15 protein-coding genes are annotated in these 17,104 nt (G+C 54.3%); all 15 read left to right on the top strand.

Annotated elements, in window-relative coordinates; all coding sequences use genetic code 11:
- Window position 1: 1 nt before the first annotated feature.
- The 15 genes from wzc to wzxC all read left to right on the top strand — a co-directional run bounded on the left by wzc (window position 2) and on the right by wzxC (window position 17,104).
- Complete coding sequence (gene wzc, locus H650_RS05365; protein ID WP_020454313.1) at window positions 2-2,170, top strand: tyrosine-protein kinase Wzc; 2,169 nt, start codon at window positions 2-4, stop codon at window positions 2,168-2,170.
- Between the two features lie 103 nt (window positions 2,171-2,273).
- Complete coding sequence (wcaA, locus tag H650_RS05360) at window positions 2,274-3,119, top strand: colanic acid biosynthesis glycosyltransferase WcaA (protein WP_044489411.1); 846 nt, start codon at window positions 2,274-2,276, stop codon at window positions 3,117-3,119.
- Window positions 3,119-3,610, top strand: coding sequence for a colanic acid biosynthesis acetyltransferase WcaB (wcaB, locus tag H650_RS05355; protein ID WP_020454311.1), 492 nt, complete (start codon window positions 3,119-3,121; stop codon window positions 3,608-3,610). The genes wcaA and wcaB overlap by 1 nt, the downstream gene beginning before the upstream one ends.
- Entirely contained in the window at window positions 3,607-4,824 is a 1,218-nt protein-coding gene (gene wcaC / locus H650_RS05350) for a colanic acid biosynthesis glycosyltransferase WcaC (RefSeq protein ID WP_020454310.1), read from the top strand. The genes wcaB and wcaC overlap by 4 nt, the downstream gene beginning before the upstream one ends.
- Window positions 4,799-6,019, top strand: a complete 1,221-nt coding sequence (wcaD, locus tag H650_RS05345) for a colanic acid polymerase WcaD (RefSeq protein WP_020454309.1) — start codon at window positions 4,799-4,801, stop codon at window positions 6,017-6,019. The genes wcaC and wcaD overlap by 26 nt, the downstream gene beginning before the upstream one ends.
- A 13-nt stretch (window positions 6,020-6,032) precedes the next feature.
- Window positions 6,033-6,779 (top strand): colanic acid biosynthesis glycosyltransferase WcaE, encoded by a 747-nt coding sequence (wcaE, locus tag H650_RS05340; RefSeq protein WP_020454308.1) that lies wholly within the window; start codon window positions 6,033-6,035, stop codon window positions 6,777-6,779.
- Window positions 6,780-6,801: 22 nt separating this feature from the next.
- Complete coding sequence (wcaF, locus tag H650_RS05335; RefSeq protein WP_017458487.1) at window positions 6,802-7,356, top strand: colanic acid biosynthesis acetyltransferase WcaF; 555 nt, start codon at window positions 6,802-6,804, stop codon at window positions 7,354-7,356.
- Between the two features lie 26 nt (window positions 7,357-7,382).
- Entirely contained in the window at window positions 7,383-8,504 is a 1,122-nt protein-coding gene (gmd, locus tag H650_RS05330; RefSeq protein WP_017458486.1) for a GDP-mannose 4,6-dehydratase, read from the top strand.
- A 2-nt stretch (window positions 8,505-8,506) separates the two neighbouring features.
- A complete protein-coding gene (fcl, locus tag H650_RS05325; protein ID WP_020454307.1) occupies window positions 8,507-9,472 on the top strand; it encodes a GDP-L-fucose synthase in 966 nt (321 codons plus the stop codon).
- Between the two features lie 2 nt (window positions 9,473-9,474).
- Complete coding sequence (locus H650_RS05320) at window positions 9,475-9,948, top strand: GDP-mannose mannosyl hydrolase (RefSeq protein WP_020454306.1); 474 nt, start codon at window positions 9,475-9,477, stop codon at window positions 9,946-9,948.
- Window positions 9,945-11,249 carry a colanic acid biosynthesis fucosyltransferase WcaI gene (gene wcaI / locus H650_RS05315; protein WP_020454305.1) on the top strand — a complete coding sequence of 435 codons (1,305 nt, stop codon included), beginning with the start codon at window positions 9,945-9,947 and terminating at the stop codon, window positions 11,247-11,249. The genes H650_RS05320 and wcaI overlap by 4 nt, the downstream gene beginning before the upstream one ends.
- Complete coding sequence (gene cpsB, locus H650_RS05310; RefSeq protein ID WP_020454304.1) at window positions 11,246-12,682, top strand: mannose-1-phosphate guanyltransferase; 1,437 nt, start codon at window positions 11,246-11,248, stop codon at window positions 12,680-12,682. The genes wcaI and cpsB overlap by 4 nt, the downstream gene beginning before the upstream one ends.
- 109 nt (window positions 12,683-12,791) lie before the next feature.
- Entirely contained in the window at window positions 12,792-14,162 is a 1,371-nt protein-coding gene (gene cpsG, locus H650_RS05305; RefSeq protein ID WP_044489686.1) for a colanic acid biosynthesis phosphomannomutase CpsG, read from the top strand.
- Window positions 14,163-14,221: 59 nt separating this feature from the next.
- The gene (gene wcaJ / locus H650_RS05300) at window positions 14,222-15,616 is read left to right on the top strand and encodes an undecaprenyl-phosphate glucose phosphotransferase (protein WP_020454302.1); all 1,395 of its coding nucleotides are present in this window, start codon (window positions 14,222-14,224) and stop codon (window positions 15,614-15,616) included.
- Window positions 15,617-15,625: 9 nt separating this feature from the next.
- Window positions 15,626-17,104, top strand: a complete 1,479-nt coding sequence (gene wzxC, locus H650_RS05295) for a colanic acid undecaprenyl disphosphate flippase WzxC (protein ID WP_020454301.1) — start codon at window positions 15,626-15,628, stop codon at window positions 17,102-17,104.

The following is a 17,104-nucleotide window of genomic DNA, read 5'->3' as shown; positions in this document are numbered from 1 at the left end:
AATGACAGAGAAAACACACCATTCGCATTCTGCTGCCCCGGCGGTGGGCAACGACGAAATCGATATTGGCCGTTTGCTCGGCACAATCATTGAAGCTCGCTGGTGGGTGCTGGGCATCACCTCGGTCTTCGCACTGATTGCTGTTGTCTACTGCCTGTTCGCCACCCCCATTTACAGCGCTGACGCGCTGGTGCAAATCGAGCAGAACACCGGAAGTTCGCTGGTACAGGATCTGAACAGTGCGCTGTCGAACAAGCCACCGGCGTCGGACGCGGAAATCCAGCTTATCCAGTCACGCCTGGTACTGGGTAAAACCGTTGACGATCTTGATCTGGATATCTCCGTGGTCAAGAACACCTTCCCGCTGTTTGGCGCAGGGTGGGATCGCCTGATGGGACGGCAGAACGAGACGGTGAAAGTCACCACGTTCACGCTGCCAAAAGGCATGAACGATCAGACTTTCACATTAAAAGTACTCAGCCCGAAACAGTATCTGCTAAGCAGCGACGGTGGTTTTGAAGCGCGCGGCGAAGTGGGGCAGCAACTCAGCAAGCAAGGCGTCACCATGATGGTGAGCGCCATTCAGGCCTCGAATGACAGCGAGTTCACCGTGACCAAGTTTTCTACGCTTGGCATGATTAACAACCTGCAAAACAACCTGACGGTAACCGAAAACGGCAAAGACACCGGCGTGCTGAGCCTCACCTATACCGGCGAAGACCGTGATCAGATCCGCGCTATTCTGGACAGCATCACGCGCAACTACCTTGAGCAAAACATTGAGCGTAAATCCGAAGAAGCGGCCAAAAGCCTGGTCTTCCTCGATAAGCAACTGCCGGAAGTGCGCAAAAACCTCGATGAGGCCGAGGAAAAACTGAACACCTACCGTCAGCGCAAAGACTCCGTCGACTTGCCGCTGGAAGCGAAATCGGTGCTCGATTCGATGGTCAACATCGACGCGCAGTTGAACGAACTGACTTTCCGCGAAGCCGAAATCTCCAAGCTCTATACCAAAGCGCACCCGGCGTACCGCACCCTGCTGGAAAAACGTAAAGCGCTGGAAGATGAGAAAGCGAAGCTGAACGATCGCATCACCGCGATGCCGGAAACGCAACAGGAGATTGTGCGTCTGACGCGCGATGTCGAATCAGGCCAGCAGGTTTATATGCAGTTGCTGAACAAACAGCAGGAGCTGCGTATCACCCAGGCGAGCACCGTTGGTGATGTGCGTATCGTCGACCCGGCCATTGCACAACCGGGCGTACTGAAGCCGAAGAAAGCGCTGATCATCCTTGGCAGCATTATCCTGGGCCTGATTGTTTCGGTGGTCGGTGTGCTGCTGCGCTCGCTGTTTAACCGCGGCATCGAAAGCCCGCAAGTGCTCGAAGAACAGGGCATCAGCGTTTACGCCAGCATTCCGCTGTCGGAATGGCAAAAAGCGCGCGATAGCGTCAAAACCATCAAAGGGGTTAAACGCTATAAGCAGAGCCAACTGCTGGCGGTGGGGAATCCGACGGATCTGGCCATCGAAGCGGTGCGCAGCCTGCGTACCAGCCTGCACTTCGCCATGATGCAGGCTAATAACAACGTGTTGATGATGACCGGGGTCAGCCCGTCAATCGGTAAAACCTTTGTCTGCGCCAACCTGGCTGCGGTGATTAGCCAGACCAATAAACGCGTGCTGCTGATCGACTGTGACATGCGTAAAGGCTACACCCACGAACTGCTGGGCACCGACAACGTGAATGGCCTGTCTGAAGTGCTGGCCGGGAAGGGCGCTATCGAAAGTTGCGCGAAGCCGACCTCTATCAGCAACTTCGACCTTGTTCCGCGCGGTCAGGTGCCGCCAAACCCATCTGAACTGCTGATGAGCGAACGCTTCAGTCAGCTGGTGAAATGGGCCAGCAGCCACTATGACCTGGTGCTGATCGATACCCCGCCGATCCTGGCGGTAACGGATGCGGCAGTCGTGGGTCGCCATGCCGGGACCACGCTGATGGTGGCGCGTTACGCGGTGAATACGCTCAAAGAGATCCAGACCAGCCTGAGCCGCTTCGAGCAAAACGGTATTCAGGTGAAAGGGGTGATCCTGAACTCGATTTTCCGCCGCGCGACCGGCTACCAGGATTACGGCTACTACGAGTACGAATACAAGTCCGATTCAAAATAACCAGACCTTACCTCTATCCCTCAACGCGCTGCGCCTTTTCCCTGACGGGAAAAGGCGGCAGTAAGGGCGAAAGCGGCATGTTGAACGCATTAGGGAACGCATCATGAGTACAACAGCAAACCCATTAATTTCAATTTATATGCCAACCTGGAACCGGCAACAGCTGGCGATCCGCGCGATTAAATCGGTGCTGCGCCAGGATTACCCGCACTGGGAAATGATCATTGTTGATGACTGCTCCGCAAGCTTCGAGCAGTTGCAACAGTTTGTTGATGAGCTGGGCGACCCGCGTGTCAGTTACACGCGCAACGCCTTTAACTCCGGTGCCTGCGCGGTGCGCAACCAGGCGATTTTGCAGGCGAAAGGCCAGTACATTACCGGTATTGACGATGACGATGAATGGACACCAAACCGCCTGTCCGTTTTTCTGGCGCACAAACATCTGCTTAATACCCGCGCCTTTTTGTACGCCAACGATTATGTCTGTCAGGGCGAAGTCTATTCGCAACCGGCGAGCTTGCCGCTGTACCCGAAATCGCCGTTCTCGCGCAAGCTGTTCTACAAGCGCAACATCGTTGGCAACCAGGTTTTCACCTGGGGCTGGCGTTTTAAAGAGAGCTTGTTTGATACCCAACTGAAGGCGGCGCAGGATTACGACATTTTCCTGCGAATGGTCGAGGAGTACGGCGAGCCGTGGAAAATCGAAGAAGCCACGCAGATCCTGCACATTAACCACGGTGAAATGCAGATCACTTCTTCACCGAAGAAGTTTTCCGGCTACTTCCACTTTTATCGTAAGCACAAAGACAAATTCGATCGCGCCAGCAAGAAATATCAGCTGTTTACCCTCTACCAAATTCGCAATAAGCGGATGAACTGGCGCACCTTGTTGACGCTGTTTTCTCTGCGTAACGGTAAGCGTCTGGCTGATGGGTTGCGGGGGAAATAATGCGTCTGGAAGATTTTCGCGCTAATCACTGGAATTTGCGCCCGTGCTGCATGGTTGCGGCGTACCGCATTGCCCATTTTTGCTCCGTGTGGCGCAAAAAGCATGTCATCAACAATCTCTGGGCCGCGCCCGTCATTTTGTTGTACCGCTTTGTCACGGAATGCCTGTTTGGCTATGAAATTCAGGCCGCCGCGACGATTGGTCGCCGCTTTACCATTCATCATGGCTATGCGGTGGTGATCAATAAAAATACCGTCGCCGGGGATGATTTCACCATTCGTCATGGTGTCACTATCGGCAACCGCGGGTCCGATAGCATGGCCTGCCCGGTGATTGGCAACAATGTTGAACTGGGTGCCAACGTGGTGATGATTGGCGATATCACCATTGGTAACAACGTCACCATTGGCGCGGGAAGCGTGGTGCTCGACAGCGTGCCGGACAACGCGCTGGTGGTCGGTGAGAAAGCGCGCGTGAAGGTGATTAAATGAATATTTTGCAATTTAACGTGCGCCTTGCAGAAGGCGGTGCCGCAGGGGTTGCGCTCGATTTACATCAGCGCGCGCTGCAACAGGGCATTTCATCACGTTTTATTTACGGCTATGGCAAAGGCGGCAAAAAAAGCGTCAGCCACGACAACTATCCGCAGGTCTATAAACAGACGCCACGTCTGACTTCCATCGCTAATCTGGCGCTGTTTCGCCTGTTTAACCGCGATGTTTTCGGCAACCTGAATAATCTCTATCGCACCGTGACCCGTACGGATGGCCCGGTGGTATTGCATTTTCATGTAATGCACAGCTATTGGCTGAATTTGCATGAACTGGTGACGTTTTGCCAGAAGGTGAAAGCGCACAAACCGGATGTCACTTTTGTCTGGACGCTGCATGACCACTGGAGTGTGACCGGGCGCTGTGCCTTTACCGATGGCTGTGAAGGCTGGAAAGAGAATTGCCGCAAATGCCCGACGCTGTCGAACTACCCGCCGGTGAAGGTTGACCGCGCGCATAAACTGGTCGACAGCAAGCGTCAGTTATTTAACGACATGCTGGCGCTCGGCTGCCAGTTTATCTCTCCCAGCCAGCACGTGGCGGACGCCTTTAATAGCCTGTATGGCGCCGGGCGCTGCAGCATTATCAATAACGGTATTGATGTGGCGACAGAAGCGATTCTGGCCGAGCTGGCTCCGGTGAAAGTGACGCAAGGTAAACCGAAGATTGCGGTGGTGGCGCACGATCTACGCTATGACGGGAAAACCAACCAACAACTGGTACGCGACATCATGGCGATGGATGACCGTGTGGAGCTGCATACCTTCGGTAAGTTTTCACCGTTTGAGGGCAGCAATGTCATCAACCACGGTTTTCTGACCGATAAGCGCAAATTGATGAGTGAACTCAACGAGATGGATGCGCTGGTTTTTAGCTCTCGCGTGGATAACTATCCGCTAATTCTGTGCGAAGCGTTATCTATCGGTGTGCCGGTGATTGCCACCCACAGCGATGCGGCACGCGAAGTGTTGCAGAAGTCGGGCGGGAAAACGTTCAGCGAGCAGGAGGTGTTGCCGCTGGTACAGTGCCATAAAGCCGACATTGCCCAGGCGGTATTTGGCGAAAGCCTCGACGCGTTCCGCGCGCGCAGCCGCCAGGCGTACAGTGGCCAACAGATGCTGGAGGAGTATGTCTCATTCTATCAAGGTCTGTAGCTACCTCCTGCTGCCGCTCATTTACCTGCTGGTTAACGTCAAACTCCTCCAGTTAGGAGAGAGTTTTCCGATCACTATCGTGACGTTTTTGCCAGTGCTGCTGTTGCTCTATGTTGAGCGCATCAGTGTAAAAAAACTGATGATAGCGCTGGGAGCCGGGGCAGGGCTGACGCTGTTTAACTTCATTTTTGGTAAGTCGCTGGACGCCAGTAAATATGTCACCTCGACGATGTTGTTCGTTTATATCGTGATCATCATCGGCATGGTGTGGAGCATCCGCTTCAAAACCATTTCACCGCATAATTACCGTAAGATCTTGAGATTTTTCTATGCGGTAGTGGCATTCGTGGTGCTGCTGGCGGCGATGGAAATGGCGCAGATTATCCTCACTGGCGGCAGCAGTTTAATGGAGACGATTTCGAAATATCTCATCTATAGCAACAGTTACGTGCTGAATTTTATCAAGTTCGGCGGTAAACGTACTACGGCGTTATATTTCGAACCGGCATTCTTCGCTCTGGCGTTAATCTCAATTTGGCTCAGCATCAAACAGTTTGGTATCAAAACGCCGAAGACCGATGCTATGATTTTGGCAGGGATAGTTCTTTCGGGATCGTTCTCAGGGGTAATGACATTTATCCTGTTTTATCTGCTGGAATGGGCTTTCCAGTATCTGAACAAAGAGGCGATCCGTAAAAAGTTACCATTGGCAATTATTTCACTGGCAGTCTTTATTGTTGGCGTTGTATTTGCTTTTCCATATATCGCAGAACGAATCGGCGATTTAGGTACGGAAGGCTCTTCCTCGTATTATCGTATTATCGGTCCGCTGGTGATGGTGGGATATTCACTGACCAATATTGATGGTGTAGTAAGATTTGGCTCACTTTACGAATATGTCGCATCATTCGGAATCTTTAACGGTGCGGACGTCGGGAAAACAATAGACAATGGGTTGTATCTGCTGATCATTTATTTTTCATGGTTTGCGGTATTACTAACCGGATGGTATCTGTTTAAAGTTGGGAAAATGACGATAAATGCCTTTGGCAACAATCAGAATTTTCGCGTTCAACTTTATCTGTTCACTCCGATATCGTTGTTTTTTACGGGGTCTATCTTTAGCCCGGAATATGCGTTTTTAATTGTTTGTCCGTTTATTCTGCGCAAAGCGTTGAATATCGCGGCTACATAAAGAGGTGGGTCAAATGCTGCTAAGTGTTATTACTGTCGCGTTTCGTAATTATGAAGGTGTGATGAAAACCTGGCAGTCGCTGGCTCACCTGGCGAAAGCGCAAAATATTGAATTCGAATGGATTGTGGTTGACGGCGGTTCTCAGGATGGTACTGAGGAATTTCTGAAAAACCTCAACGGTCAGTACAATTTACGCTATATCAGCGAACGCGATAAAGGCATCTATGATGCTATGAATAAAGGGATCGATATGGCCGCAGGACGCTTTGCGCTGTTTCTTAATTCCGGCGATATTTTCCATGAAGAAATTGTGGATGTTGTTCGTCAGTTGAATGATGAGCAAGAAAACGCAATGTATATTGGCGATGCGCTGCTGGATTTCGGTGATGGCACAAAAATACGTCGTGGCGCAAAACATGGCTGGTATATTTACCACAGCTTACCGGCCAGTCATCAGGCTATATTTTTCCCGGTAAATGGTCTGAAAACTTACCCCTACGATCTGCAATATAAAGTCTCTTCCGATTACGCATTAGCCGCCAGAATGTTTAAAGCGGGTTTCCCGTTTAAGCGTTTGAAAGGCCTTGTGTCTGAATTTTCGATGGGCGGCGTATCAACATCTAATAACCTTGAATTATGTCAGGATGCTCGCAATGTGCAGCGTAAAATATTACGCATGCCGGGCTTCTGGGCACAGTTGTCTTATATGTTGCGTTTACGGACGACCGGCAAAACGAAAGCCTTATATAACAAAGCATAACGCTCAGATATAAGGAAAAATGATGCAGGATTTAAAAGGATTCTCCGTGCCGAAAGGTTTTCGGGGCGGCAACGCTATTAAGGTTCAACTGTGGTGGGCGGTTCAGGCGACATTATTTGCCTGGTCCCCGCAGGTGCTGTATCGCTGGCGCGCATTCCTGTTGCGCTTATTTGGCGCAAAGGTTGGAAAAGGCGTGGTTATTCGTCCATCGGTAAAAATTACTTATCCGTGGAAATTAACATTAGGCGATTACAGCTGGGTAGGAGATGACGCAGTGTTATACACGCTGGGTGATATTTCTATCGGTGCGAATTCAGTGGTTTCTCAGAAATGTTATTTGTGCACCGGCAGTCACGATTATATGAGCGCGCATTTTGATATTAACGCGACGCCAATCGTGATTGGTGAGAAGTGCTGGCTGGCGACAGATGTGTTTGTCGCGCCGGGCGTCTCCATCGGCGACGGGACGGTAGTCGGTGCGCGCAGCAGTGTTTTTAAATCGCTTCCGGCAAATGTGATTTGCCGTGGCAATCCCGCAGTGGTGACGCGCGAACGCGTTGAAAAGGTAACTCCCTGAACTGGGACTATTGAGGAAAATAAATTATGTCTAAAGTCGCTCTCATCACCGGCGTAACCGGGCAAGATGGCTCTTATCTGGCTGAACTGCTTCTGGAGAAGGGTTACGAAGTTCACGGCATTAAACGCCGCGCTTCCTCATTCAATACCGAGCGTGTGGATCACATCTATCAGGATCCGCACACCAGCAACCCGAAATTCCATCTGCACTACGGTGACCTGACCGATACCTCCAACCTGACGCGTATCCTGCAGGAAGTGCAGCCGGATGAAGTCTACAACCTGGGTGCGATGAGCCACGTGGCTGTGTCGTTCGAATCTCCGGAATATACCGCCGACGTTGATGCCATGGGTACGCTGCGTCTGCTGGAAGCCATTCGCTTCCTGGGTCTGGAGAAGAAAACCCGTTTCTACCAGGCGTCCACTTCTGAGCTGTACGGCCTGGTGCAGGAAATCCCGCAGAAAGAGACCACGCCGTTCTATCCCCGCTCTCCATACGCGGTTGCCAAACTGTACGCGTACTGGATCACCGTGAACTACCGTGAATCCTACGGTATGTACGCCTGCAACGGCATTCTGTTCAACCACGAGTCTCCGCGCCGCGGCGAAACCTTCGTGACCCGCAAAATTACCCGCGCTATCGCCAACATCGCTCAGGGTCTGGAATCCTGCCTGTACCTCGGCAACATGGACTCCCTGCGTGACTGGGGCCATGCCAAAGATTACGTGAAAATGCAGTGGATGATGCTGCAACAGGAAAAACCGGAAGACTTCGTTATCGCGACCGGCGTGCAGTACTCCGTGCGTCAGTTCGTCGAAATGGCGGCGGCACAGCTGGGTATCAAACTGCGCTTTGAAGGCACCGGCGTGGAAGAGAAAGGCATTGTTGTTTCCGTGACCGGCCATGACGCACCGGGCGTGAAACCGGGCGATGTGATTGTCGCCGTTGACCCGCGTTACTTCCGTCCTGCTGAAGTGGAAACCCTGCTGGGCGACCCGAGCAAAGCGCACGAAAAACTGGGCTGGAAACCGGAAATCACCCTGCAGGAGATGGTCTCTGAAATGGTGGCAAAAGATCTGGAAGCAGCGAAAAAACACTCACTGCTTAAGGCCCACGGTTACGAGGTTGCCATCGCGCTGGAGTCCTGAGCATGACCAAACAACGTGTTTTTGTGGCTGGCCATCGCGGGATGGTGGGGTCAGCCATCGTACGGCAGCTCGAACAGCGGGCGGATATCGAACTGGTGCTGCGTTCCCGCGAGGAGCTGAACCTGTTAGATAGCGCGGCTGTGAATGCGTTTTTCGCCAGTGAGCGTATCGACCAGGTTTACCTGGCGGCGGCGAAAGTGGGCGGTATTGTGGCGAACAATACCTACCCGGCGGACTTCATCTACGAAAATATGATGATTGAGAGCAACATCATTCACGCCGCGCACAAGAACGACGTGAACAAACTGTTGTTCCTCGGTTCGTCCTGCATCTATCCGAAACTGGCTCACCAGCCGATTGCGGAAAGTGAGCTGTTGCAGGGGACGCTGGAGCCGACCAACGAGCCGTACGCGATTGCCAAAATCGCCGGTATTAAGTTGTGCGAATCCTACAACCGTCAGTATGACCGTGATTACCGCTCGGTGATGCCGACCAACCTGTACGGGCCGCACGACAACTTCCACCCGAGCAACTCGCACGTTATTCCTGCGCTGCTGCGCCGTTTCCACGAAGCGACGCAGGAAAATGCGCCGGATGTGGTGGTGTGGGGCAGCGGCACGCCGATGCGTGAATTCCTGCATGTGGATGATATGGCCGCGGCCAGCATTCATGTTCAGGAGCTGGCGCGCGAAGTGTGGCAGGAGAATACCGAACCGATGCTGTCGCATATCAACGTCGGCACCGGCGTGGACTGCACCATTCGTGAACTGGCGCAAACCGTGGCAAGCGTGGTCGGTTACAAAGGTCGCGTGGTGTTTGACGCCACCAAACCGGACGGCACGCCGCGCAAACTGCTGGATGTGACCCGCCTGCATCAGCTTGGCTGGTATCACGAGATCTCACTGGAAGCGGGGCTTTCCAGCACCTACCAGTGGTTCCTTGAAAACCAGCACCGGTTCCGGGGGTAAGTATGTTTTTGAGTCAGGAAGATTTTGCCACGGTGGTGCGTTCAACCCCGCTGATTTCCATCGATTTGATCGTGGAGAACTCACGCGGCGAGTTTTTACTCGGTAAGCGCACTAACCGTCCGGCCCAGGGATACTGGTTTGTGCCGGGCGGACGCGTGCAAAAGGACGAGCCGCTGGCGGCCGCTTTCGAGCGACTGACTCAGGCGGAACTGGGACTGCGCCTGCCGATGTCGGCAGGCGAGTTTTACGGCGTCTGGCAGCACTTCTATGACGACAACTTTTCCGGCCCGGATTTCACCACGCATTACATTGTGCTGGGCTTCCGCCTGCGTGTGGATGAGGACACCCTCGCGCTGCCGACGGAGCAGCACAATGATTACCGCTGGGGAACGCCGGAGTCGCTGATTGCCGACCCGCTGGTGCATGACAACAGCCGCGCCTATTTCCTCGACGCGCAGGGAGTACCGGGCTTATGAAAATCCTGGTCTATGGCATCAACTATTCGCCGGAGCTGACCGGGATCGGTAAGTACACCGGCGAAATGGTGGAATGGATGGCCCGTCAGGGCCATGACGTGCGTGTCATTACCGCACCGCCGTACTACCCGGAGTGGAAAGTGGGCGCGCATTACAGCGCCTGGCGCTGGCGCAAAGAGCAGGGCGTTGCCACCGTGTGGCGCTGCCCGCTGTATGTGCCCGCGCAGCCATCGACCTTAAAACGGCTGCTGCATCTGGGCAGCTTTGCCCTGAGCAGCTTCTTCCCGTTGATGGCGCAGCGTCGCTGGAAACCGGATCGCATTATCGGCGTCGTGCCGACCCTGTTTTGTACGCCGGGCATGCGCCTGCTGGCAAAACTGAGCGGTGCGAAAACCGTGCTGCACATTCAGGATTATGAAGTCGATGCCATGCTGGGGTTAGGCATGGCGGGCAAAGGTAAAAACGGTCGCGTGGCGAAGCTGGCGACCGCCTTTGAGCGTAGCAACCTGCATAACGTTGACAACGTGTCGACTATCTCCCGTTCGATGATGAACAAAGCGCGGGAAAAAGGTGTGGCTGCGGACAACATTATTTTCTTCCCGAACTGGTCCGAAGTGGCGCGTTTTCGCGATATCGACGACGGAGCCGTCGCGCAACTGCGCCGCACGCTCGGCCTGCCGGATGACAAAAAAATCATTCTTTACTCCGGCAATATCGGTGAGAAGCAGGGGCTGGAAAACGTCATTGAAGCGGCGGCCAAACTGCACCATCAGCCGTGGCTGTTTGTGATTGTCGGCCAGGGCGGTGGCAAGGCGAGGCTGGAAAAAATGGTCAGCGAGCGCGGGCTTCACAACGTGAAATTCTTCCCGTTGCAGCCGTACGATGCGTTGCCTGCCTTATTAAAAATGGGCGATTGCCATCTGGTGATCCAAAAACGCGGCGCGGCTGACGCGGTGCTGCCGTCCAAACTGACCAACATTCTGGCGGTCGGCGGCAATGCCGTCATTACCGCCGAAGAGAGTACCGAACTTGGCCAGCTGTGCCTGACCCAGCCTGGCATTGCGGTCTGCGTTGAACCGGAATCGGTGGACGCGCTGACCTGGGGCATTGAACGCGCACTGGCGATGCCCAAAAACAACACGGTGGCACGTGAATATGCCGAACGCACGCTCGAAAAAGAGAACGTGTTAAGCCAGTTTATTGCAGATATCAGCCCGGAGAATTCCACTCAGCCCGCACCAGCCCGCGAAAGCGTGCATGACGGCGAACTGAACTTCGATGGCAATGGGGATAAATCATGAGTCAAACACAACTCTATCCGGTCGTGATGGCCGGCGGCTCTGGCAGTCGTTTGTGGCCGCTGTCCCGTGTGCTTTACCCTAAACAGTTTCTCTGCCTGAAAGGCGAACTCACCATGTTGCAAACCACCATTTGCCGCCTGAATGGCGTGGAGTGCGAAAGCCCGGTGGTGATTTGTAACGAACAGCACCGCTTTATCGTCGCGGAGCAACTGCGTCAGCTGCACAAGCTGACCGAAAACATCATCCTCGAACCGGCAGGCCGCAACACGGCTCCGGCTATCGCACTGGCGGCGCTGGCGGTAAAACGTCACAACCCGGATAGCGATCCGCTGATGCTGGTACTGGCCGCTGACCATGTGATCCAGGATGAAGAGGCGTTTCGCACGTCAGTACGCAATGCGATCCCTTACGCCGAAGCGGGCAAACTGGTGACCTTTGGTATCGTGCCGGATCTGCCGGAAACTGGGTATGGCTACATTCGCCGCGGCGCGGTTTCTGCCGGTGAAGTCGATGCGGTAGCGTTTGAAGTGGCGCAGTTTGTTGAAAAACCCAACCTCGAAACGGCGCAGGGTTATGTGGCAAGCGGCGAGTATTACTGGAACAGCGGCATGTTCCTGTTCCGTGCCGGTCGCTACCTCGAAGAGCTGAAAAAATACCGCCCGGATATTCTTGAGGCCTGCGAAAAAGCGATGGACGCCACCGACCCGGATATGGACTTTATCCGCGTCGATGAGGCGTCTTTCCTCGCCTGCCCGGAAGAGTCGATTGACTACGCAGTTATGGAACGCACCGCCGATGCGGTAGTGGTGCCGATGGACGCGGGCTGGAGCGATGTTGGTTCCTGGTCGTCGCTGTGGGAAATCAGCCAGCACACGCCGGAGGGAAACGTCCATCACGGCGACGTCATCACCCATAAAACCGAAAACAGCTACGTTTACGCCGAATCGGGGCTGGTGACGACCGTCGGGGTGAAAGATCTGGTGGTGGTGCAGACCAAAGATGCGGTGCTGATTGCCGACCGTAACGCCGTGCAGGATGTGAAAAAAGTGGTCGAGAAAATCAAAGCCGACGGGCGCCACGAACACCATATCCACCGCGAAGTCTACCGTCCGTGGGGCAAATATGACTCCATCGATTCCGGCGATCGCTACCAGGTAAAACGCATTACCGTGAAGCCGGGCGAAGGACTTTCCGTACAGATGCATCACCACCGCGCTGAACACTGGGTGGTGGTTGCCGGTACGGCAAAAGTGACGATTGACGGTGAGGTGAAACTGCTGGGCGAAAACGAATCTATCTATATTCCGCTCGGCGCGCGCCACTGTCTGGAAAACCCCGGGAAAATTCCGCTCGATCTGATCGAGGTGCGCTCCGGTTCGTACCTTGAAGAGGATGACATTGTGCGGTTTGCCGATCGTTACGGCCGTATTTAATTCCTGTGCCGGATAACGCGAACGTTATCCGGTTTATAAATTTAAATTAATCAACAAGATATGGCCATTTTACGGTCACGGCTGACTGTTGCCTGAAGAAGAGGTAATGATGGAAAAATTAACCTGTTTTAAAGCTTACGATATTCGCGGCAAGCTGGGCGAAGAACTGAATGAAGATATTGCATGGCGTATTGGCCGCGCCTATGGGGAATACCTGAAGCCGCAGACCATCGTGCTGGGCGGCGATGTGCGCCAGACCAGCGAAGCGCTGAAACTGGCGCTGGCAAAAGGGTTGCAGGACGCCGGTGTGAATGTGCTGGATATTGGTCTTTCCGGCACCGAAGAGATCTATTTTGCCACTTTCCATCTGGGCGTTGACGGCGGTATCGAAGTGACCGCCAGCCACAACCCGATGGATTATAACGGCATGAAACTGGTGCGTAAGGGCGCGCGTCCGATCAGCGGCGATACCGGCCTGCGCGATGTCCAGCGCCTGGCGGAAGCCAATGACTTCCCGCCGGTGAACCCGGCAAAACGCGGCAGCTACGAGCAAATTAATCTGCGCGACGCCTATATCGATCACCTGATGGGCTATATCGACACCAACAACCTCAAGCCGCTGAAACTGGTAATTAACTCCGGTAACGGAGCGGCAGGTCCGGTGGTGGACGCCATTGAAGCCCGCTTTAAGGCACTGAATGTGCCGGTGACTTTCGTCAAAGTGCATAACGAACCGGACGGCACCTTCCCGCACGGTATTCCTAACCCGCTGCTGCCGGAGTGCCGCGACGATACCCGCAATGCGGTGATTGAGCATAACGCCGATATGGGCATTGCTTTCGATGGCGACTTTGACCGTTGCTTCCTGTTCGACGGGGAAGGGCAGTTTATCGAGGGCTACTACATTGTTGGCCTGCTGGCCGAAGCGTTCCTCGAAAAACATCCTGGCGCGAAAATTATTCATGACCCGCGCTTGTCGTGGAACACGGTCGATGTGGTTGGCCGCGCGGGCGGTACGCCGGTGATGTCGAAGACCGGCCATGCCTTTATCAAAGAGCGGATGCGCGAAGAAGACGCCATTTACGGTGGCGAAATGAGCGCGCACCACTACTTCCGTGACTTTGCCTACTGCGACAGCGGCATGATCCCGTGGCTGCTGGTCACCGAGCTGCTGTGCCTGAAAGGCAAGACGCTGGCGCAACTGGTGCGCGACCGCATGGTGGCGTTCCCGGCGAGCGGCGAGATCAACAGCAAGCTGGCGGATCCGGTGACGGCGATCAACCGCGTTGAACAACACTTCACGCCGGGTGCGCTGGAGATCGACCGTACGGACGGCATCAGCATCGCATTTGCCGACTGGCGTTTTAACTTGCGCTCTTCCAACACAGAACCCGTTGTACGTCTGAACGTTGAATCGCGGCACGACGAGGAACTGATGAAAGCGCGAACGCAGGAAATTCTGGCACTGTTAAATCAATAACGATAAGGCGTTCCTCTCCCCGATGCCGGGGAGGGTGAACATTACAGGCAGGTACAACAATGACTCATCTCAAAAAACGCGACCGGGCCAAAACGAATGCATCGTTAATCTCTATCGTGCAGCGCTTCTCCGACATCACCATTATGTTCGGTGGCCTGTGGTTGGTGTGTAAGGTCAATGCGCTGCCGTTCTTCTACATGCATCTGCTGATGGCTCTGATTACGCTGGTTGTTTTCCAGATGATCGGCGGAATGACCGATTTTTACCGCTCCTGGCGGGGCGTAAAAATCATGACTGAACTGACGCTGCTGTTGCAGAACTGGACGCTGAGCCTGATTTTCAGCGCCGGTTTGCTGGCGTTCAACAATGATTTTGACAATACCTTCAACATTTATCTCGCCTGGTATTTGTTGACCTCAATGGGGCTGATGATGAGCCGGGCGGTGATCCGCTTTGGCGCAGGCTGGTTGCGTAACCTTGGCTACAACACGCGGCGCGTGGCGGTGGCCGGTGATATGCCGATGGGCCAGGAACTGCTGGAAGGTTTTCGCAATGAGCCCTGGCTCGGGTTTGATGTGGTCGGGGTTTACCACGATCCACAACCGGGTGGCATTACAACCGGCTGGGCGGGAAATCTCGACCAACTGGTGGAGGATGCGAAAAGCGGGAAAATTCACAACGTCTACATCGCCATGTCGATGAACGATGCGGCCTGCATTAAAAAGCTGGTGCGCCAGCTCGCCGATACCACCTGTTCGGTGATCCTTATCCCTGACGTTTTCACCTTTAATATCCTGCACTCGCGTGTGGAAGAGGTGAACGGCGTGCCGGTGGTGCCGCTGTATGACACGCCGCTTTCTGGTGTTAACCGCATCCTGAAACGTCTGGAAGATATTGTCCTCTCCTCGCTGATTTTGCTGCTCATCTCCCCGGTGCTGCTGGCGATTTCCGTGGCGGTGAAACTCAGCTCGCCGGGGCCGGTTATCTTTCGCCAGACGCGCTATGGCATGGACGGTAAGCCAATCAAGGTGTGGAAATTCCGCTCCATGAAGGTGATGGAAAACGACAAAGTGGTGACCCAGGCAACGCAGAACGATCCGCGCGTGACGAAAGTCGGCAGCTTCCTGCGCCGCACGTCGCTCGATGAACTGCCGCAGTTTATCAATGTGCTGACCGGCGGGATGTCGATTGTTGGCCCGCGCCCGCACGCGGTGGCGCATAACGAGCAGTACCGCTCACTGATTGAGGGCTACATGCTGCGCCATAAAGTGAAACCCGGTATTACCGGTTGGGCGCAAATCAACGGCTGGCGCGGTGAAACCGACACGCTGGAGAAAATGGAAAAACGTATTGAGTTCGATCTCGAGTACATCCGTGAATGGAGCCTGTGGTTCGATATCAAAATCGTTTTTCTGACCATCTTTAAAGGCTTTGTTAACAAAGCGGCGTATTAAGGAAAGGTCATGAGCCTGAGAGAAAAAACCATCAGCGGCGCGAAGTGGTCCGCCATGGCGACCCTGACCATTATTGGTCTGGGGCTGGTGCAGATGACCGTGCTGGCGCGCATTATCGATAACCACCAGTTCGGTCTGCTGACCGTCTCGCTGGTGATTATCGCGCTGGCGGATACGCTGTCGGATTTCGGCATCGCAAACTCGATTATTCAGCGTAAAGAGATAAGCCATCTCGAACTGACCACGTTGTACTGGCTCAATGTTGGGCTGGGCATCGTGGTCTGCATCGCCGTTTTCTCCCTGAGCGGGGTGATCGCCGATGTGCTGAATAACCCGGATCTGGCACCGCTTATTAAAACGCTGTCACTGGCCTTCGTGGTGATCCCACACGGCCAGCAATTTCGCGCTTTGATGCAAAAAGAGCTGGAGTTCAACAAGATAGGCGCCATTGAAACGCTGTCGGTGCTGGCGGGCTTCAGCTTTACGGTTATCAGTGCGTTCTTCTGGCCGCTGGCGATGACCGCGATCCTCGGTTATCTGGTCAACAGCGCCGTGCGCACGCTGCTGTTTGGCTATTTCGGGCGCAAAATTTACCGCCCCGGGCTGCATTTCTCGCTGGCGTCGGTCAGCTCCAACCTGCGTTTTGGCGCCTGGCTGACGGCAGACAGCATCATCAACTATGTGAACACCAACCTCTCCACGCTGGTGCTGGCGCGTATTCTCGGTGCCAGTGTCGCCGGGGGCTACAACCTGGCGTACAACGTGGCGGTAGTGCCGCCGATGAAGCTCAACCCTATCATCACTCGCGTGCTGTTCCCGGCGTTTGCCAAAATTCAGGACGACACCGAGAAGCTGCGCGTGAACTTCTACAAACTGCTGTCGGTGGTCGGGATCATTAACTTCCCGATCCTGCTGGGGCTGATGGTGGTGTCGAATAACTTTGTGCCGCTGGTGTTTGGCGACAAATGGAACAGCATCATTCCCATCCTGCAATTGCTCTGTATCGTCGGGCTGTTGCGCGCGGTGGGTAACCCGATCGGCTCGCTGCTGATGGCGAAAGCGCGGGTGGATATCAGCTTTAAATTCAACGTCTTTAAAACGTTTCTCTTTATCCCCGCCATCATTGTCGGTGGACATCTGGCGGGGGCGCTCGGCGTGACGCTCGGCTTCCTGCTGGTGCAAATCATCAACACCGTTCTGAGCTACTTCGTGATGATCAAACCGGTGCTCGGTTCCAGCTACCGTCAATACATCCTGAGCCTGTGGCTGCCCTTTTACCTGTCGCTGCCGACGCTGGTGGTGAGCTATGGCCTGGGTCTGGCGCTGAGCGGACATCTGCCGCTGGCGGCGATGCTGGCGATTCAGGTCGCGGCGGGCGTGGTGGCGTTCGCCGGGATGCTGATTGTGTCGCGTAATGCGCTGGTGGTGGAGATGAAACGCCAGTTTTGCCGCAACGAGAAACTTAAAACGCTGCTTCGCGCAGGATAA

The sequence above is a fragment of the Enterobacter sp. R4-368 genome (genome assembly GCF_000410515.1).
In the GTDB taxonomy this organism is placed as follows: Bacteria; Pseudomonadota; Gammaproteobacteria; order Enterobacterales; family Enterobacteriaceae; genus Kosakonia.
This window is presented reverse-complemented; position numbering and strand designations above follow the sequence as displayed.

Bases quoted from the DNA above. Each gene is read 5' to 3' on its own strand.
- wzc (WP_020454313.1), top strand. From the start codon at position 2: ATGACAGAGAAAACACACCATTCGCATTCTGCTGCCCCGGCGGTGGGC.
- wcaA (WP_044489411.1), top strand. From the start codon at position 2,274: ATGAGTACAACAGCAAACCCATTAATTTCAATTTATATGCCAACCTGG.
- wcaB (WP_020454311.1), top strand. From the start codon at position 3,119: ATGCGTCTGGAAGATTTTCGCGCTAATCACTGGAATTTGCGCCCGTGC.
- wcaC (WP_020454310.1), top strand. From the start codon at position 3,607: ATGAATATTTTGCAATTTAACGTGCGCCTTGCAGAAGGCGGTGCCGCA.
- wcaD (WP_020454309.1), top strand. From the start codon at position 4,799: ATGTCTCATTCTATCAAGGTCTGTAGCTACCTCCTGCTGCCGCTCATT.
- wcaE (WP_020454308.1), top strand. From the start codon at position 6,033: ATGCTGCTAAGTGTTATTACTGTCGCGTTTCGTAATTATGAAGGTGTG.
- wcaF (WP_017458487.1), top strand. From the start codon at position 6,802: ATGCAGGATTTAAAAGGATTCTCCGTGCCGAAAGGTTTTCGGGGCGGC.
- gmd (WP_017458486.1), top strand. From the start codon at position 7,383: ATGTCTAAAGTCGCTCTCATCACCGGCGTAACCGGGCAAGATGGCTCT.
- fcl (WP_020454307.1), top strand. From the start codon at position 8,507: ATGACCAAACAACGTGTTTTTGTGGCTGGCCATCGCGGGATGGTGGGG.
- H650_RS05320 (WP_020454306.1), top strand. From the start codon at position 9,475: ATGTTTTTGAGTCAGGAAGATTTTGCCACGGTGGTGCGTTCAACCCCG.
- wcaI (WP_020454305.1), top strand. From the start codon at position 9,945: ATGAAAATCCTGGTCTATGGCATCAACTATTCGCCGGAGCTGACCGGG.
- cpsB (WP_020454304.1), top strand. From the start codon at position 11,246: ATGAGTCAAACACAACTCTATCCGGTCGTGATGGCCGGCGGCTCTGGC.
- cpsG (WP_044489686.1), top strand. From the start codon at position 12,792: ATGGAAAAATTAACCTGTTTTAAAGCTTACGATATTCGCGGCAAGCTG.
- wcaJ (WP_020454302.1), top strand. From the start codon at position 14,222: ATGACTCATCTCAAAAAACGCGACCGGGCCAAAACGAATGCATCGTTA.
- wzxC (WP_020454301.1), top strand. From the start codon at position 15,626: ATGAGCCTGAGAGAAAAAACCATCAGCGGCGCGAAGTGGTCCGCCATG.